The organism is Streptomyces sp. CB00316 (assembly GCF_001905595.1).
GTDB lineage: Bacteria > Actinomycetota > Actinomycetes > Streptomycetales > Streptomycetaceae > Streptomyces.
The window spans coordinates 147,321-164,250 of record NZ_LIXI01000009.1 but is presented as its reverse complement, the minus strand read 5'-3'; the positions used below and the strand labels follow the sequence as shown (position 1 = coordinate 164,250).

The following is a 16,930-nucleotide window of genomic DNA, read 5'->3' as shown; positions in this document are numbered from 1 at the left end:
CGGCGCGGGCTGGTTGAGTGCGCAGCGTATCGCCCATGATCTTCGTGATGTCCGCCGGTTCCCTCATCCGGGCGGAAGACAGGCAAGATGGGGGCGTGACCCTCATCGACCAGCTGCCCCAGACCGCCGACCCCGACGCCCTCTTCGAGGCCTTCTCGTCATGGACCGAGAGCCAGGGCATCACGCTTTATCCGGCTCAGGAGGAGGCGCTGATCGAGGTGGTGTCCGGGGCGAACGTGATCCTCTCCACCCCGACCGGCTCGGGCAAGAGCCTGGTGGCGGCGGCCGCGCACTTCACCGCGCTGGCCCAGGACAAGGTCACCTTCTACACCGCGCCGATCAAGGCGCTGGTCTCGGAGAAGTTCTTCGACCTGTGCAAGCTCTTCGGTACCGAGAACGTCGGCATGCTCACCGGTGACGCCTCGGTCAACGCGGACGCCCCGGTGATCTGCTGTACGGCCGAGGTCCTGGCCTCCATCGCGCTGCGTGACGGGAAGTACGCCGACATCGGCCAGGTCGTGATGGACGAGTTCCACTTCTACGCCGAGCCGGACCGCGGCTGGGCCTGGCAGATCCCGCTGCTGGAGCTGCCGCAGGCACAGTTCGTGCTGATGTCGGCGACGCTCGGCGACGTCGCGATGTTCGAGAAGGACCTGACCCGGCGCACCGGCCGCCCCACCTCCGTGGTGCGCTCGGCGACCCGCCCGGTGCCGCTGAGCTACGAGTACCGCTTCACGCCGATCACCGAGACGCTGACCGAGCTGCTGGACACCCGGCAGTCACCCGTCTACATCGTGCACTTCACACAGGCCGCGGCCGTGGAGCGGGCGCAGTCGCTGATGAGCATCAACATGTGCACGAAGGAGGAGAAGGAGAAGATCGCCGATCTGATCGGCAGCTTCCGCTTCACCACCAAGTTCGGCCAGAACCTCTCACGGTACGTGCGCCACGGCATCGGGGTGCACCACGCGGGGATGCTGCCCAAGTACCGCCGCCTGGTGGAGAAGCTGGCCCAGGCGGGTCTGCTGAAGGTGATCTGCGGTACGGACACGCTCGGCGTCGGCGTCAACGTACCCATCCGTACGGTGCTGTTCACGGCGCTGACCAAGTACGACGGGACCCGCGTGCGGACCCTGCGGGCGCGGGAGTTCCACCAGATCGCGGGACGCGCCGGGCGGGCCGGGTTCGACACGGCCGGATTCGTCGTGGCGCAGGCCCCCGAGCACGTCATCGAGAACGAGAAGGCCGTCAAGAAGGCGGGCGACGACCCGAAGAAGAAGCGCAAGGTGGTCCGCAAGAAGGCGCCCGAGGGGTTCGTCGCCTGGTCGGAGACCACGTTCGACAAGCTGATCCAGTCCGAGCCGGAGCCGCTGAGCTCCCGCTTCCGGGTCACGCACACGATGCTGCTCGCGGTCATCGCCCGTCCCGGTAACGCCTTCGAGGCGATGCGGCATCTGCTGGAGGACAACCACGAGCCGCGCCGGGCGCAGCTGCGCCACATCCGCCGGGCGATCGCCATCTACCGCTCGCTGCTGGACGGCGGGGTGGTGGAGCAGTTGGAGACGCCGGACGCCGAGGGCCGGATCGTGCGGCTGACGGTCGACCTCCAGCAGGACTTCGCGCTGAACCAGCCGCTGTCGACGTTCGCGCTGGCCGCGTTCGACCTGCTGGACGCCGAATCCCCGTCGTACGCGCTGGACATGGTCTCGGTGGTCGAGTCGACGCTGGACGATCCCCGGCAGATCCTGGCCGCCCAGCAGAACAAGGCGCGCGGCGAGGCCGTGGGGCAGATGAAGGCCGACGGGGTCGAGTACGAGGAGCGGATGGAGCGGCTCCAGGAGGTCACGTACCCCAAGCCGCTGAGCGAGCTGCTGTGGCACGCCTACGACGTGTACCGCACGAGCCATCCGTGGGTGAACGACCACCCGGTGTCGCCGAAGTCGGTGATCCGGGACATGTACGAACGGGCCATGACCTTCACGGAGTTCACCTCGCACTACGAGCTGGCCCGGACCGAGGGCATCGTGCTGCGGTATCTGGCGAGCGCCTACAAGGCGCTGGAGCACACGATCCCGGACGACGTGAAGTCGGAGGACCTCCAGGACCTGATCTCCTGGCTCGGCGAGATGGTGCGCCAGGTGGACTCCAGTCTGCTGGACGAGTGGGAGCAGCTGGCCAACCCCGAGGTGGAGACGGCCGAGCAGGCGCAGGAGAAGGCGGACGAGGTCAAACCGGTCACGGCGAACCCGCGCGCCTTCCGGGTGCTGGTGCGCAACGCGATGTTCCGGCGGGTGGAGCTGGCCGCGCTGGACCGGGCACGTGACCTGGGTGAGCTGGACGGCGACTCCGGGTGGGACGAGGACGCGTGGGGCGAGGCTCTGGACGCGTACTGGGACGCGCACGAGGAGATCGGCACCGGTCCTGACGCGCGCGGCCCGAAGCTGCTGAAGATCGAGGAGGACCCGGCGCACGGGCTGTGGCGGGTCTGGCAGGCGTTCGCCGACCCGGCGGACGACCACGACTGGGGCATCAAGGCCGAGGTGGACCTGGCCGCGTCCGACGAGGAGGGCCGGGCGGTCGTCCGGGTCACCGAGGTCGGCCAGCTGTGAGCGGATCCCTGACGCGGAAGTGGAGAGGTACGGCATGACGAACCCGGCCGAGCGCCTGGTCGACCTTCTCGACCTGGAGCGGATCGAGGTCAACATCTTCCGCGGCCGCAGCCCCGAGGAGTCCCTGCAACGGGTCTTCGGCGGGCAGGTCGCGGGCCAGGCGCTGGTGGCGGCGGGCCGGACGACCGACGGGGAGCGGCCGGTGCACTCGCTGCACGCCTACTTCCTGCGGCCGGGCCGCCCCGGCGTGCCGATCGTCTACCAGGTGGAGCGGGTCCGGGACGGCCGGTCCTTCACCACCCGGCGGGTCACGGCCGTCCAGGAGGGCCGGACGATCTTCAACCTGACGGCCTCCTTCCACCGCCCCGAGGAGGCGGGCTTCGAGCACCAGCTACCGCCGGCCCGGATCGTGCCGGACCCGGAGGAGCTGCCGACGGTGGCCGAGGAGGTGCGCGAGCACCTGGGCGAGCTGCCGGAGGCGCTGGAGCGGATGGCCCGGCGCCAGCCCTTCGACATCCGGTACGTCGACCGGCTGCGCTGGACGCAGGAGGAGATCAAGGACGCCGATCCGCGCAGCGCGGTGTGGATGCGGGCGGTGGGCCCGCTGGGCGACGACCCGCTGGTGCACACCTGCGCGCTGACGTACGCGAGCGACATGACGCTGCTGGACGCGGTGCGCATCCCGGTGGAGCCGCTGTGGGGCCCGCGGGGCTTCGACATGGCGTCGCTGGATCACGCTATGTGGTTCCACCGGCCGTTCCGGGCGGACGAGTGGTTCCTGTACGACCAGGAGTCGCCCATCGCGACGGGCGGGCGCGGTCTGGCCCGGGGCCGGATCTACGACCGTTCGGGGCAGCTGCTGGTGTCGGTGGTGCAGGAAGGGCTGTTCCGGCGACTGAACGGATGATTCCGCCCCACCCCACAACAGCATCTTCCTGCCGGGGAGTTGGGTGTATCCACTGACCGGCGGACGATTCCCCGGCACACTGTGGGGGTGTCGAACTATGCGGAGCTACTCCTGGCCGACGGTACGGCGGTCCGCTTCGAGCTGACCGCCCCGGAGGAGTCCCGGCCGGACCCGTCCGAAGGGTCCGGCGAGCCGGTGGACGATCTTCCCGAGGGGATGGGGCGCAGCGTTCCGGTGGCCCGGGGGCGCCGTCGCGCGGCCGTACTCGCGGCGGGCGCGCTGCGCACCGCGCTGCAGCCGCTCGGACCGCTGATCCAGGAGGTCCACGACGCCGTGCTGTCCGCGGACCGGCCGCCGCAGGAGGTCAACGTCACCTTCGGCATCCAGGTGGGCGGCGACCTGAAGCTCGGCGTCGTGACCTCCGCCGGGCAGGCCCATCTCACCGTCTCCGCCACCTGGCAGCCGGCCGGGCCCACGGGCTGACGTGGGCTGGTTCACCGCGCCCGGCCCGTCCGACTCGGCCGATCCGCAGCGCTTCGTGGTTTCGCTGCTGCGCGCCGACGACGGGAGGACGGCGGGCGCCGGTGTGATGCTGGCCGCCGGTCATCTGCTGACCTGCGCCCACGTGGTCAACGACGCGCTGGGCCGGGACATGTTCGCGGCCGGGCTGCCGGCCCGCGGGACGGTGATGGTCGTGGTGCACGGTGCCAACAGCACCCGCAGGTACGCCGGACGGGTCACCCACTGGGTGGCGCCGCGCCGGCTGGACGGGCGGGGTCCGGTCCGCGAGGACCGGGACCAGGAGTGGCTCGGCGACCTCGCGGTGCTGCGATTGGAGGTCCCGGGGTCCGAGCAGGTAGCGGTGCCCCAGCGGCGGCGGATGGCGGAGGGCCAGTCGCTGCGTGCGTGGCACGCCACCAATCTGCGGAGCTCGTTCGCCGACGTCCGGGTGAAGACCTGTGACGACGTGATCGGGTACGTGGACGGCGAGCCGATGGGCATGCCGATCGGCCCCGCCTACAGTGGCGGACCGGTCTGGTGGGGTGCGGAGCGTGCCGTCGTGGGCATCGTCGCGGCGCACATCATGCCGCCGGCCGACCCCGCCACCGGGCGCCCGTACGCCTTCAGCACCCAGGACATCGCGCGGCGGAGCTGGTGCATCCCGTGGCAGCGGGTGGAGGACGAGCTGCGGGCGGCCGGGGCCGGCCACCTGTTCGACCCCGTGGCGGGGGCGCCCGACGACGACCCGGCGGTGGAACTGCTGACGGACCTGATCGAGGCGGCCCTGCCCTCACCCGTGCTGCGCGCCGACACGGGCCGTGCGGTGGCGGAGCGTTTCGGCCTCTCCACCCCTCAGGACGGTTCGGCTCCCACGCCCGCGGAGTTCGCCCGGCAGCTGGTGGGCGAACCACGCGCGATCGCCGCGCTCACCGAGGTGCTGCGGCAGGACCCGGGCGTCGTCGCGCATCTGCTCACGGTCGGGCCGCTCTCCCCCACGTACCGCTTCCTCTCGCCACGGGAGTACCGCAAGCTGCACACGCTCCTGGACGCGCTGCCGGAGCAGCAGCTGGACCGGCTGCCGGAGACGGTCAGGGCCGCGCTGCCGCTGGCCGCGCCGCTGCCGGTGGAACCGGGTTCGGTGGGGGTCGACGCCCTTCTGGACGCCCTGGAGTGTCTGCAGGGCGACAGCCGCACCAGCGCCGACGGCGAGGACGTGCGGGTGCCCGCGCTGCTGCGGGTGGTGGAGTACGTCGCCGTGCTGGGGTCGCCCGCGCAGCGCGCCGAGCTCCGGCTGTGGAACGACGGCGTGGCCGCCCGGCTGGGGATACCGAGGTCCGCGCTGGGCGAACGGCGCTCGGACGCCGGGGACTGGGCTGCGGCGGTCGCCTCGACGGGCGGACCCGCCCGGCTGCTGGCCCATGTCGTGCGGGCCGACGGCGACCGGTTCCGGCTGCGCGTCTGGTGCGACGAGGGGGCGGGGCACCGGCAAATGCCGTCGGACGGCGGAGCCACCTATTCCGGGACGGAGGCCGCGGGCGAACTGCTGCGGGTCCTCGCATCCTTGTACCGCAACGATCAGGAGGGCCGTCGGCCGCTGGTGGAGGTCCTCGTCGACCGGGCCGGGCTCAACCTGCCGATCGACGAGTGGGAGTGCTTCGGGCCGGACGGGGTGGTGCCGGGCGTCCTGGGGGCGGAGTACCCGGTGGTCGTCAACTGCCCGGAACTCCTGCGCCGCAACGAACGTTTCCTCCCTGACTGGCGGCGCCGCTGGCGTCAGCTGGACACGGGCACGTCGCTGCGGTTCGACGACGCGGCGGCCCAGCCCCGCGAGGTCTACGGCACCCTGCTGGACCGGCTCGACGCGGTCCGGGTGTCCGTCGACGTTCCCCCTCGCCCGCGCGACGAGATCGTTCAGGTGTGTCTGGCCATGGGGGTGCCGGTCGTGGTGTGGGACAGGAGCGGGAGCGGCGGGTCCGCCGCCGTCGAGCACATCTCCCGGGTGGCGACCCGGCGGCTTCCCGAGGGCGTGCGGTCCTACCGCGCCAAGACCGTGCACGGACCCGAGCAGTTCCCCGGCCGCCCGGTGCTGGCCTGGGCCGACGCCGACCGGACCGTTCCGCAGCTTCAGCTGTCCGAACCACAGGAGACCCGATGAGCACACCGACGGCCGGGGACTGGCGGATCTTCCGGGGTGACGGCGTCCGGCGGGAGGTGGCGATGCCCGGCGCGCCGCCGTGGCGCCGGTTCGGCACGCCGGAGCTGGCCCGCGGGCCCCTTCCGTACCTCATCTCCGCCGAGCACGCCGACGTGGTCAACGCCGCCCTGCACCTGCGGCGCCCCCTGCTGGTGACCGGCCCGGCCGGCACCGGCAAGTCGTCCCTGGCGCGGGCGGTCGCCCATGAGCTGAGCCTGGGGACGCTGCTGCGCTGGCCCGTCAACAGCCGCTCCAACGTGCAGGACGCGCTCTACCAGTACGACGCGATCGGGCGGCTGCGGGAGACCACGCTGAGCCGCGACCGGGGCGAGGCGGAGCCCTCCATCGGCAGCTTCATCCGCCTCGGTCCGCTGGGTACGGCGCTGGTGCCAGGCTCCTCGCCGCGCGCCCTGCTCGTGGACGAGATGGACAAGGGCGATGTCGACCTCCCCAACGACCTGCTGACCGTCTTCGAGGAGGGCGTCTTCGACATACCCGAGCTGATCCGGCTGCCCGAGGAGCAGGCGACCGTGGAGGTGCTGACGGCCGACGGGGACGGGACCGCGACGGTGGAGCGCGGCAGGGTGCACTGCACGGAGTTCCCGGTGGTCATCATCACCAGCAACGGTGAGCGGGACTTCCCGGCGGCGTTCCTGCGCCGCTGCGTCCGTCTTGATCTGCCGGTGCCCGACGAGGAGCAGCTGCGGGCCATCGTCGCCGCGCACCTGGGCGAGGAGGCGCTGCGGGAGATCGACGACCTGCTCCAGACCTTCCTGCGGCGCCGGGCCCCGGGTGAGCTGGCCACCGACCAGTTGCTCAACGCCGTGTTCCTGCGCGGCAGCGGGGTCGACCTGGACGCCGAGGGGCTGCTGAACGCGGTGCTGCACCAGTTGTCGGGGACCGTCTGACCATGACCGGGGAGGGGATGGCCGACGGACCGGCACGGGAGGAGGACGCCGACAAACTGGCGTCCGTCCTGCGGGTGTTACGGGACGCCGGGCACGACCTCGACCCGCAGCAGGTCCTCGACGTCCTGTGGCTGGCCGGGCGGCTGCCGGCGGGCCCGGAACTTCCGCTGGCCCGGACCCTGGCCGTGGAGCGGTCCGGGTCCGCCCCCTGCGGGGAGAGGGCCGCGGCCGCCGAGCCCGCCCCGGACGGCCCGCCGGGCCCGCCGGCCGCGGAGACCGAGCAGGCGGACCGGGCCGCGCCCGAGCTGTTCGCCGCGCCGCTGCGTACGGCCGCCCGCCCGCAGCCGCCACCACCCCGGTTCGAGGCGGCCGGGTCCCGCTCCCGTGAACGGTCCGCCCTGCCCTTGCGCGTACCGGAGTTCAAGGGGCTGGCCGACGAGCTGGCCCTGGGCCGGGCGCTGCGCCCGCTGAAGCAGAAGCGGCCGAGCCGGTGGCGCCGGCAACTGGACGAGGCGGCGACCGCGGCCCTGCTGGCGGAGACGGGGCTGCCGGACGTCGTGATGCGGCCGGCCCGGGAGCGCTGGCTCGATCTGGTGCTCGTGGTCGACGACGGCCTCTCCATGTTGCTGTGGCACCGGCTGGCGGCCGAGCTGCGGACCATGATGCAGCGGCTGGGCGCGTTCCGTTCCGTGCGCTTCTTCGGCCTGGACACCCGGGGTGCCGGTCCTCCGCTGCTGACCGGCCGCCCCTTCGATCCCGGCAGCGGCCGGATGTCCGCGACGGTCGTCACCGACCCCTCGGGACAGACCCTGATCATGGTGGTCAGCGACGGGATGGGGGCGGCCTGGCGCCAGGGCTCCATGCACGATGTGCTCCAGGGCTGGGCGGAGGCCGGTCCGGTGGCCCTCGTCCACGCGCTGCCCCCGCACCTCTGGGAGGGGTCGGGGATCCAGGCGGAGCGCTGGCAGGCGACGACGCACCGGCCGGGCGGCGCGAGTGCCGCGTGGGAGATCACCGACCGGGTGCTACCCGCCGGTCTCGCGGACTTCACCGGGGTCCCCGTCCCGGTGCTCGAGCCCTCTCCGGCGGCGGCCCGGGACTGGGCCCGGCTGCTGACCTCACCGGGGACGACGGTGGAGCTGCCCCTGCTGGCGCGGCCGAGGCTCCACGCGGCGGTCGGCCTGGCCCGCACCGCGGGCGAGGTGCAGTCGTTCCGGGACGCGGCGACCCCCGGGGCGTACCGCCTCGCCGCCCATCTGGCCGCCGTCTCCCCGGTCTCCGTACCGGTCATGCGCCTGGTGCAGTCGGCCGTCCCGTGGCGGGCCGGGACGGGGGACCTGGCCGAGGTGTTCCTCGGCGGACTGCTCCGGCAGGTGGAGGCCCCGGTGACGGGGCCGCTCCCCGCCCAGCACCGGGTCTTCGACTTCGACGAGGAGGTCAGGGGGTCCTTGCTGGACACCGTGCCGCGCGCCGAGCTGCTGCGCACCAGCCGGGACATCGGGCGCTCGCTGGAGCGGCTCGCGGGACGTTCACCGGACTTCCCGGCCTGGCTGGCGCATCCGGACGGCGTGGAGCGGCTCCCCGCCGCCTTCCGCTCCTTCACGGTCGTGGAGCGGCGGCTGCTGGCCCGTTTCGGGGTGACCCTGCCGCGCCGGGCCGACCCGTCCCCGGCCCTCGGGGAGGAGCCGGCGGTGGAGGCGTCCGGGCCCGGGGACTGGGGGCCGACGCTGCCCTCCGACCCCGAACGGCTGGGCCCCTACCGGCTGCTGGGCCGGCGGCCGGGCAGCCGGACGGTGGTCTACCTCGGCCGGGACGACCAGGGCGGGACCGCGGCCGTGCGGGTGGCCCGGCCGGAGCTGCCGGCGGCCACGGCCCAGCTCCTGACGACGGAGGCGGAGGCGCTGCGGCGGCTGAACGGCCGCTACGCGCCCGCGCTGCTGGCCACCGGGCTCACGGACCGGCCCGCCTGGATCGCGGTGCAGCTGGTGGCGCCCGGCTCCGGTCAGGCGAAACCGCCGCTGCTGCGGGAGCTGGTCCGAGCGGTGCCGCCCGGACGCCAGTCCGCGCTGGACATCCTGGGCAGCCTGACGCTGGGCTGGCATCTGGCCGGCGCCCTCAGCCTGTGCCATCTGCAGGGGCTCGTGCCGGCCCGGCTCACCGCCGACACGGTGATCGTCACCGGCCGCTCGGTGCTGCTGGCCGGGCTCTCGGACTGTGCCGTGGACGGTGAGTACGCCGGCAGCGGACCGGCGCCGACGCAGGCCGACAGCGTGCGGGAGCTGGGTGAGCTGCTGCGGCTGATCAGCACCAAGAGGACGCCGGCGCTCCACACTTCGCAGGACATGCAGCTCTGGCAGGGCGATTCCTGGCAGCCGCTGCGGGACCAGGTGTTGCGCTGCCTGGATCCCGATCCCGCCCGGCGGCCCTCCGCCAGTGAGACGGCCGGTGTGCTGGCCCGCTATGTCTCCGTCGTCTCGCAGCGCATGCCCGATTCCGGCGCCACGGTTGCCGGGACGGTGGGCGCGCGCGGTGCGGCGCGCCGGCCGCCGGTCCACGAGGAGGCGTCCGCGGCGCGGTCGTCACCGCGGGCGGCCGCGCGGGCGCTCGGGCTTCCGGCACTCCGCCGCCGGGGGGAGACCCAGGAGATGCTGGAGCGCGCGGGCAGGTCCCTCACGTACAGCCGGCGGGTCACGGTCGTCGGGGCGCACCACTCCTGCGGGCGGATCACGACGACCCATGTGCTCGGCTCCGTCCTCGCCGCCGTGCGCGGCCGGCCGGTGCTGGCGCTCGACGGCGCCCCGGCCGCTGGTGAGGTGTACGCCAGGCTGGCGCGCAGGAACCCGGCCACGGTCCGCGACCTCACGACGCTTCCGGTCGACGCGCCCTACGAGGCGGTGCGGCGGTTCACCACGCCACTCCCCTCGGGCCTGGAGGTGCTGGCGCACAGCGCGTCCCATTCGAGCGCCAGTCCCGCGTACCCGGACGAGTACCGCCGTGTGCTGGACATCGCCGACCGCCACTACCCCGTCGTCCTGACGGACTGGGCCCCGGCCCGTCTGGAGGAGTCGGCGCAGGTCGTGCTGGACGCGACGGACCGGCTGGTCCTCTGCTGCACGACCGGCGCCGACTCCTTGACGGCCGCGCGCGCCACGCTGGACACCGTGGAGGAGCTGGGATATCCGGCGCTGAGCCGGAACACCGTCGTCGTAGCCACCCGGCTCAGCGGTATGGAGGCGGTGATCGCCCGGGACGGGGAGGTCAGGATGCGGTTCCCCAACGCGGGCGGCCCCGTCTTCGTGCCCTTCGATCCCCATCTGTCGAGCAGCGGTGTGGTCGATGTGGGGCGGTTGCGCTCCCGCTCGGTCAAGGCCTTCCTGGAGCTCGCCGCGCGAGTGGTGGACGAGGTGCCCGAGGACGGCCCGGACGGCTGAGCGCCGTTCAGGTGCCGGGCAGCGGGTCCTGCTCGACCTCGTGGCGGCGGGTGCGGATGTCCGGCGGCGCGGGGTGCAGTTTGGCGTCGCAGGACGGGCCGAGACCGGTGCGGCGGGAGTCCGCGCCGGTGAGGGGGCGGCCGCAGAGGCGGCAGCGGATCAGGCGGCGGAGCGGGGCGTCCTCGGCCGCCGTGTCCTGTGCGGCGGCCCCGTCGGCCCCGGGCAGCGGTTCGGGGAAGGCATCGGGAGTATCCACGCCCCGATCCTCCCAGTACGGCCCCGTGGCCGCCCGAGGGGGCGGCGGTGGCGTGGACACCTCTCCCCTGTCGACGCCTCCCGCATATCGGGGACACCATGCGGATAGGAGAGATACGGCTCAGGAGCCGGATCACGTCGGCGTCCGGCCCCGACTCCGTACCCCTCCCGACCGTTCCGCTGTGAAAGGACCCTTGCGCATGACCGAGATCGTCCACGTGTCCGGCCCCGAGCTGGTCACGTACGCCGATGAGATGGCCGAGCTGCTCGTGGAGACCGTCGAGGAGGGCTCCTCGGTGGGCTTCCTGGCCCCGCTGGACCGGGAGAAGGCCGCCGCCTGGTGGCGGGAGCGCGCGGGCGCCGTGGAGTCCGGGGAGGTCTCCATCTGGATCGCCCGGGAGGGCGGCCGGGTCGCCGGAACGATCGCCCTGATCCGGGCGCCGCTGCCGAACGCCCGCCACCGCGCCGAGGTCGCCAAGCTGATGGTCCGCCCCGCCGCCCGCGGGCAGGGGCTCGGGCGGGGCCTGCTGGACGCCGTGGAGGCGTACGCGCGGGTCGAGGGCATCAGCCTGCTGATCCTGGACACCGAGAGCGGCAGCCTGGCCGAGCAGGTCTACTGCAAGGCGGGCTGGACGGAAGTGGGCTCCGTGCCGGGATACGCGGCCGACCCGGCGGGCAGCCTCAAGCCGACCACCTTCTACTACAAGGAGCTCGCCGCCCTATGAGCGGCGGGCGGCACAATGGGCACCACGCACGCGATGATCAGGGAGAGCTTCATGACGCTGCACGACATTCCGCTGCACACCCTCGCCGGTGAGCCGACCACCCTGGGCGCCTGGAGCGGCCGGACCGTCCTGTTGGTGAACGTGGCGTCCAAGTGCGGGCTCACTCCGCAGTACGAGGGCCTGGAGCGGCTGCAGCAGACGTACGGGGACCGGGGCCTGACCGTGCTCGGTGTACCGTGCAACCAGTTCGCCGGGCAGGAGCCGGGGAGCGCCGAGGAGATCGAGACCTTCTGCTCGACGACGTACGGCGTCACCTTCCCGCTCCTGGAGAAGATCGAGGTCAACGGGGCCGGTCGGCACCCGCTGTACGCGGAGCTGACGAAGCTGGCGGACGCGGACGGGGAGGCCGGGGACGTCCAGTGGAACTTCGAGAAGTTCGTGATCTCGCCGGCCGGTGAGCCGGTGGCCCGGATCCGCCCGCGCAGCGAGCCGGAGTCGACGGAGGTCGTGGCGGCGGTCGAGGCGCAGCTGCCCGGCTGAGCGGTGGCGTGAAGGGGGGCCGTCCCAGGACGGCCCCCCTTTTTTGCGGCCTGTCCGCTTCTTGTGGCCTGTCCGCTAGCGGATCGGCATGCCCGACAGCGTGCGGGCGATCACCAGGCGCTGGATCTCGCTGGTGCCCTCGAAGATGGTGTAGATCGCGGCGTCCCGGTGCATCCGCTCCACCGGGTACTCCCGGGTGAAGCCGTTGCCGCCGAGGATCTGGATGGCCTGCGCGGTGACCTTCTTGGCTGTCTCGCTGGCGTAGAGCTTCGACATGGAGCCCTCCGCGGAGGTGAACGGCTTCCCGGTGGTCGCCATCCAGGAGGCGCGCCAGACCAGCAGCCGGGCCGCGTCGATCTGGGTGCGCATGTCGGCGAGCTGGAAGGCGATGCCCTGGTTGTCGATGATCGGGCGGCCGAACTGGCTGCGCGTCCTGGCGTAGTCGAGGGCGACCTCGTACGCCGCTCGGGCGGTGCCCACCGCCATGGCGCCGACGGCCGGGCGGGAGGCCTCGAAGGTGGCCATCGCCGCGTTCTTGACCCGCTCGCCGCCGGACTTGGCGCGCTCCCGGGCGCGGGCGAGCCGCTCGTCGAGTTTCTCCTTGCCGCCGAGCAGGCAGTGGCCGGGTACACGGACGTCCTCCAGGACCACCTCGGCGGTGTGCGAGGCCCGGATGCCGTGCTTCTTGAACTTCTGGCCCTGGGAGAGGCCGGGGGTGTCGGGCGGCACGATGAAGGAGGCGTGGCCCTTGGAGCCCAGGTCCGCGTCGACGACGGCGACCACCACGTGGACGTTGGCTATGCCGCCGTTGGTCGCCCAGGTCTTGGTCCCGTTGAGGACCCACTCGTCCTTGGCCTCGTCGTAGACCGCGCGCGTACGCATCGAGGCGACGTCGGATCCTGCGTCGGGCTCGGAGGAGCAGAAGGCGGCGACCTTCACGTCGTTCGCGTCGCCGTACATCTGCGGGATCCAGGTGCCGATCTGCTCCTCGGTGCCGTTGGCGAGGACGCCGACGGCCGCCAGGCCCGTACCGACGATGGAGAGGGCGATACCCGCGTCACCCCAGAAGAGCTCTTCCATGGCCATGGGGATGCCGAGACCCGTAGGGTCGAAGAACTGCTGGGCGTAGAAATCGAGGGAGTAGATGCCGACCTTGGCCGCCTCCTGGATGACGGGCCAGGGCGTTTCCTCACGCTCGTCCCATTCCGAGGCCGCGGGGCGGATCACATCCGCCGCGAAGCCGTGAAGCCAGTCACGGACCTGCTTCTGGTCGTCGTTGAGATCGAGCGTGAACTGGGCCATGTTCCCCTCCATGCACTGCCGTGAAAAGCATGCGTTACTTGCGGTAACCGCAGTCTGTTACCGGACAGTAGCCGCTGTCAACCGCTCCGGAGCTGATCGACAAGGGCGCCGGGCGTGGTGTTACGTTGCGCAGGCGCGAAGAAGCAGACGTGAAGAAATTGCACGGCCAGGGGTGGGAGAGACGACATGGAGAGCACACGCGGCGCCGAGCGACAGCGGACAGCGGCCGAGGCCCGCCGCCGCGAACTGCTCGAAGCAGCGGACCGGGTGGTGCTCAGGGACGGCCCGCAGGCGTCGATGAACGCGATCGCCGCCGAGGCCGGGATCACCAAGCCCATCCTCTACCGCCACTTCGGGGACAAGGGCGGCCTCTACCGCGCGCTGGCCAAACGCCACACCGACGCCCTCCTCAGCGCCCTGCGCGCGGCCCTGGACGCCCCCGCCGAGCGCCGCGCACGGGTAGAGGCCACGCTCGACACCTATCTCGCCGCGATCGAGGCCCGCCCCCAGGTCTACCGCTTCCTGATGCATCCCGCCGACGGAGCGGCCGACTCCGCCACCTCCGTGGAGGCCGCCCTCTCCACCGAGCAGGGCTTCGACGTCGGCCGCCACTCCGCCCCGCTGCTGCGCCGCCTCGGCGAGGAGCTGGGCCAGGTGATCGTCGAACGGGTGGACCTGGGGCCGGACGGCGAGCAGATGGCGCGCATCTGGGGCCACGGCATCGTCGGCATGATGCACGCGGCGGGCGACTGGTGGCTCGCCGACCGGCCCTGCTCCCGCGAGCGGCTGGTGCGCAGCCTCGCCGACCTGCTGTGGGGTCGGCTGGCGGAGGCCGGCGACCGCGACCTCAAGGGCGGCCCGGGGTTCTAGGGGGTGCCCCTGCGGGCCCACGGCGCCCGGCGCGCCGCCCGCAGCGCCCGGGACCTCCGCAGTCCGGTCAGCCGGTCGGTGTAGACCACCCCCTCCAGGTGGTCGCACTCGTGCTGGAGACACCGGGCGAACCATCCCGCCCCCACGATCCGCACCGGCTCACCCGTCATCGTGAAGCCTTCGACCACCGCGTGGTCGAAGCGTTCCGTGCCCGCTTCCAGACCCGGAAGTGACAGACAGCCCTCCGGTCCGCGTACGGTGAGTCCGTCCGCCTCGACGAGTTCGGGGTTGACGACGTGTCCCAGATGACGGATGTCGTCGTCGTCCGGGCAGTCGTAGACGAACACTCTGAGCGGGACGCCGATCTGGTTGGCGGCGAGCCCGACACCCTGCGCGGCGTACATCGTGGCGAACATGTCCTCGACCAGTCTCGCGAGCGAAGGCCCGAACTCCGTGACGTCCTCACAGGCACGGTGGAGCAACGGGTCGCCGAGCAGACTCATCTCACGGACGAGTCCGGAACTGCCGGGGATCGGGCGGTTTCGCATGGCGGCAAGCGTACGTTCCGCCACGGCCGGTGAGTTCCCGTGGTGCCGCGGTGCGGTCGCCGCGCCGGACATCGATAGGCTGGGCGCGGACCGATGCAAGGAGGATCTAGGACGATGGCAGGCAACACGGAGCCGTTGTCGCCGCGGGCCAAGCTGGCCGTGACGGCGGGCAAGGCCGCGGCGGCGGTGTCACGCGCCGCGGGGCGGGGCAGCGGATCGGTGATCGGCGGCCGGGTGGCGCTCAAACTCGACCCCGACCTGCTGGGGCGGCTGGCGCAGCACCTGGACGTGATCCTCGTGTCGGCGACGAACGGCAAGACGACGACGACCCGGCTGATCGCCGAGGCACTGGGGGCCGCGGGGCCCGTCGTGTCGAACGCGCTCGGCGCGAACATGCCGGCGGGCATCACCTCGGCGCTGGCCGGCGGCTCGGACGCGAAGTTCGGCGTGATCGAGGTCGACGAGAAGTATCTCGCCGGCGTCGCCCGGGACACCACCCCCAAGGCGATCGCGCTGCTCAACCTCTCCCGCGACCAGCTGGACCGCGCGGCGGAGACCCGGATGATGGCCGAGCACTGGCGCGAGGGCCTCTCCGGCTCCAAGGCCGTGATCATCGCCAACGCGGACGACCCGCTGGTCGTCTGGGCGGCCTCCTCCTCGCCCAACGTGGTGTGGGTGGCGGCCGGTCAGGCGTGGAAGGACGACGCCTGGTCCTGCCCGTCCTGCGGCGGTGTGATGCAGCGCCCCGGCGAGGACTGGTTCTGCGGGCAGTGCGGCTTCCGCCGCCCCGCCCCGAGCTGGGCGCTCAACGGCGACTACGTCCTCGACCCGCACGGCTCGGCCTGGCCGATCCACCTCCAGCTGCCCGGCCGTGCCAACAAGGCGAACGCCACCAGTTCGGCCGCCGTCGCCGCCGTCTTCGGTGTGCCGCCGCAGGTCGCGCTGGAGCGCATGTACCAGGTGCAGGCCGTTGCCGGACGGTACGACGTCGTCACCTTCCACAACCGCGAGCTGCGCCTGCTGCTGGCGAAGAACCCGGCCGGCTGGCTGGAGACCTTCTCGCTGATCGACCCGCCGCCGACGCCGGTGATCCTCTCCGTCAACGCCCGTGGCGCGGACGGCACGGACACGTCCTGGCTCTGGGACGTGGACTACACCCAGCTGGCCGGTCACCCCATCTTCGTACTCGGCGACCGCAAGCTGGACCTCGCGGTCCGCCTCGAAGTGGCGGGGCTCGACTTCCGGGTCTGCGAAACGCTCGACGAGGCCGTGCAGTACTCCCCGCCCGGCCGCATCGAGGTCATCGCCAACTACACCGCCTTCCAGGATCTGCGCCGTCGTGTCGGCAACTGACCCCGGCCCCGGCCACCTCCGGAGAGGACGAAGCATGAGCAACAACGGTCTGCGTCTGGTCTGGGTCTACCCCGACCTGCTCAGCACCTACGGCGACCAGGGCAACGCCCTGGTCGTGGAGCGGCGGGCCCGGCAGCGCGGTCTGGACGTGCAGCGCGTCGACGTGCGCAGCGACCAGCCGGTGCCGACGTCCGGTGACATCTATCTAATCGGCGGCGGGGAGGACCGGCCCCAGCGCCTCGCGGCGGAGCGGCTGCGCCGCGACGGCGGGCTGAGCCGGGCCGCGTCCAACGGCGCGATCATCTTCTCGGTCTGCGCGGGATACCAGATCCTCGGCCACGAGTTCGTCAACGACCTCGGTGAGCGCGAGCAGGGTCTCGGCCTCCTCGACGTGGTCTCGACCCGCGGCGAAGGCGCCCGGTGCGTCGGCGACGTACTGGCGGACATCGACCCGCACCTCGGTCTGGAGGCGCTGACCGGGTTCGAGAACCACCAGGGCGTCACCCATCTCGGCCCGACGGCACGGCCGTTCGCCCGGGTGCGGTTCGGGCGGGGCAACGGGACGGGGGACGGCACGGAGGGCGCGTACAACGACACGGTCTTCGGGACGTACATGCACGGCCCCGTTATGGCCCGCAACCCGCAGATCGCCGACCACCTGCTGAAGCTGGCGCTCGATGTGAACGCGCTGCCGCCCACGGACGACCGCTGGTACGAGGCGCTGCGCGCGGAGCGGATCGCCTCGGCGACGCAGCCCGCCTGATGAGGGGTTTTCCGCTCGGTTGAG

General features: G+C 72.5%; 14 protein-coding genes. 11 read left to right on the top strand and 3 right to left on the bottom strand.

Features of this window, described 5'->3' with window-relative positions; translation table 11 throughout:
• The first annotated feature begins 35 nt into the window (after window positions 1-35).
• From AMK21_RS24585 to AMK21_RS35170, 6 genes are all read left to right on the top strand, one after another.
• A complete protein-coding gene (locus AMK21_RS24585) occupies window positions 36-2,609 on the top strand; it encodes a DEAD/DEAH box helicase (RefSeq protein WP_199863279.1) in 2,574 nt (857 codons plus the stop codon).
• Window positions 2,610-2,643: 34 nt separating this feature from the next.
• Window positions 2,644-3,516 carry an acyl-CoA thioesterase gene (locus AMK21_RS24580; protein WP_073881346.1) on the top strand — a complete coding sequence of 291 codons (873 nt, stop codon included), beginning with the start codon at window positions 2,644-2,646 and terminating at the stop codon, window positions 3,514-3,516.
• A gap of 87 nt (window positions 3,517-3,603) precedes the next feature.
• Window positions 3,604-3,999 (top strand): CU044_2847 family protein, encoded by a 396-nt coding sequence (locus AMK21_RS24575; protein WP_073881345.1) that lies wholly within the window; start codon window positions 3,604-3,606, stop codon window positions 3,997-3,999.
• A gap of 1 nt (window position 4,000) precedes the next feature.
• Window positions 4,001-6,172 (top strand): trypsin-like peptidase domain-containing protein, encoded by a 2,172-nt coding sequence (locus AMK21_RS24570; RefSeq protein ID WP_073881344.1) that lies wholly within the window; start codon window positions 4,001-4,003, stop codon window positions 6,170-6,172.
• A complete protein-coding gene (locus tag AMK21_RS24565; protein WP_073881343.1) occupies window positions 6,169-7,119 on the top strand; it encodes an AAA family ATPase in 951 nt (316 codons plus the stop codon). The genes AMK21_RS24570 and AMK21_RS24565 overlap by 4 nt, the downstream gene beginning before the upstream one ends.
• Window positions 7,120-7,121: 2 nt before the next feature.
• The gene (locus tag AMK21_RS35170) at window positions 7,122-10,550 is read left to right on the top strand and encodes an SAV_2336 N-terminal domain-related protein (protein WP_073881342.1); all 3,429 of its coding nucleotides are present in this window, start codon (window positions 7,122-7,124) and stop codon (window positions 10,548-10,550) included.
• A 7-nt stretch (window positions 10,551-10,557) separates the two neighbouring features.
• Here AMK21_RS35170 and AMK21_RS24555 read toward each other — a convergent pair whose 3' ends face one another.
• Window positions 10,558-10,806, bottom strand: a complete 249-nt coding sequence (locus AMK21_RS24555; protein ID WP_107429984.1) for a DUF6011 domain-containing protein — start codon at window positions 10,804-10,806, stop codon at window positions 10,558-10,560.
• A 199-nt stretch (window positions 10,807-11,005) separates the two neighbouring features.
• On the opposite strand from AMK21_RS24555, the gene AMK21_RS24550 reads away from it, so the two are divergent.
• Together AMK21_RS24550 and AMK21_RS24545 are read left to right on the top strand one after the other, a co-directional pair.
• Window positions 11,006-11,530, top strand: a complete 525-nt coding sequence (locus tag AMK21_RS24550; RefSeq protein ID WP_073881341.1) for a GNAT family N-acetyltransferase — start codon at window positions 11,006-11,008, stop codon at window positions 11,528-11,530.
• 51 nt (window positions 11,531-11,581) lie between these two features.
• Window positions 11,582-12,070 (top strand): glutathione peroxidase, encoded by a 489-nt coding sequence (locus tag AMK21_RS24545; protein ID WP_073881487.1) that lies wholly within the window; start codon window positions 11,582-11,584, stop codon window positions 12,068-12,070.
• A gap of 75 nt (window positions 12,071-12,145) precedes the next feature.
• On the opposite strand, the gene AMK21_RS24540 is transcribed toward AMK21_RS24545, so the two are convergent.
• Window positions 12,146-13,372, bottom strand: coding sequence for an acyl-CoA dehydrogenase family protein (locus AMK21_RS24540; RefSeq protein WP_073881340.1), 1,227 nt, complete (start codon window positions 13,370-13,372; stop codon window positions 12,146-12,148).
• Between the two features lie 186 nt (window positions 13,373-13,558).
• Here AMK21_RS24540 and AMK21_RS24535 point away from each other — a divergent pair, with 186 nt between their 5' ends.
• Complete coding sequence (locus AMK21_RS24535) at window positions 13,559-14,242, top strand: TetR family transcriptional regulator (protein ID WP_073881339.1); 684 nt, start codon at window positions 13,559-13,561, stop codon at window positions 14,240-14,242.
• Here the strand turns inward: AMK21_RS24535 and def are convergent.
• Window positions 14,239-14,790 carry a peptide deformylase gene (gene def, locus AMK21_RS24530; protein WP_073881338.1) on the bottom strand — a complete coding sequence of 184 codons (552 nt, stop codon included), beginning with the start codon at window positions 14,788-14,790 and terminating at the stop codon, window positions 14,239-14,241. The two genes, AMK21_RS24535 and def, sit on opposite strands and share 4 nt — an antisense overlap.
• A gap of 114 nt (window positions 14,791-14,904) precedes the next feature.
• On the opposite strand from def, the gene AMK21_RS24525 reads away from it, so the two are divergent.
• Window positions 14,905-16,143, top strand: coding sequence for a Mur ligase family protein (locus AMK21_RS24525; RefSeq protein WP_073881337.1), 1,239 nt, complete (start codon window positions 14,905-14,907; stop codon window positions 16,141-16,143).
• Between the two features lie 34 nt (window positions 16,144-16,177).
• On the top strand, window positions 16,178-16,906 hold the full coding sequence (locus tag AMK21_RS24520) for a type 1 glutamine amidotransferase (RefSeq protein WP_073881336.1): 729 nt from the start codon (window positions 16,178-16,180) through the stop codon (window positions 16,904-16,906).
• The last annotated feature ends 24 nt before the right edge of the window (window positions 16,907-16,930 follow it).

Excerpts from the sequence above, each read along its gene's own strand:
- AMK21_RS24585 (WP_199863279.1), top strand. The coding sequence starts at position 36 with ATGATCTTCGTGATGTCCGCCGGTTCCCTCATCCGGGCGGAAGACAGG.
- AMK21_RS24580 (WP_073881346.1), top strand. The coding sequence starts at position 2,644 with ATGACGAACCCGGCCGAGCGCCTGGTCGACCTTCTCGACCTGGAGCGG.
- AMK21_RS24565 (WP_073881343.1), top strand. The coding sequence starts at position 6,169 with ATGAGCACACCGACGGCCGGGGACTGGCGGATCTTCCGGGGTGACGGC.
- AMK21_RS35170 (WP_073881342.1), top strand. The coding sequence starts at position 7,122 with ATGACCGGGGAGGGGATGGCCGACGGACCGGCACGGGAGGAGGACGCC.
- AMK21_RS24550 (WP_073881341.1), top strand. The coding sequence starts at position 11,006 with ATGACCGAGATCGTCCACGTGTCCGGCCCCGAGCTGGTCACGTACGCC.
- AMK21_RS24545 (WP_073881487.1), top strand. The coding sequence starts at position 11,582 with ATGACGCTGCACGACATTCCGCTGCACACCCTCGCCGGTGAGCCGACC.
- AMK21_RS24540 (WP_073881340.1), bottom strand. The coding sequence starts at position 13,372 with ATGGCCCAGTTCACGCTCGATCTCAACGACGACCAGAAGCAGGTCCGT.
- AMK21_RS24535 (WP_073881339.1), top strand. The coding sequence starts at position 13,559 with ATGGAGAGCACACGCGGCGCCGAGCGACAGCGGACAGCGGCCGAGGCC.
- def (WP_073881338.1), bottom strand. The coding sequence starts at position 14,790 with ATGCGAAACCGCCCGATCCCCGGCAGTTCCGGACTCGTCCGTGAGATG.
- AMK21_RS24525 (WP_073881337.1), top strand. The coding sequence starts at position 14,905 with ATGGCAGGCAACACGGAGCCGTTGTCGCCGCGGGCCAAGCTGGCCGTG.
- AMK21_RS24520 (WP_073881336.1), top strand. The coding sequence starts at position 16,178 with ATGAGCAACAACGGTCTGCGTCTGGTCTGGGTCTACCCCGACCTGCTC.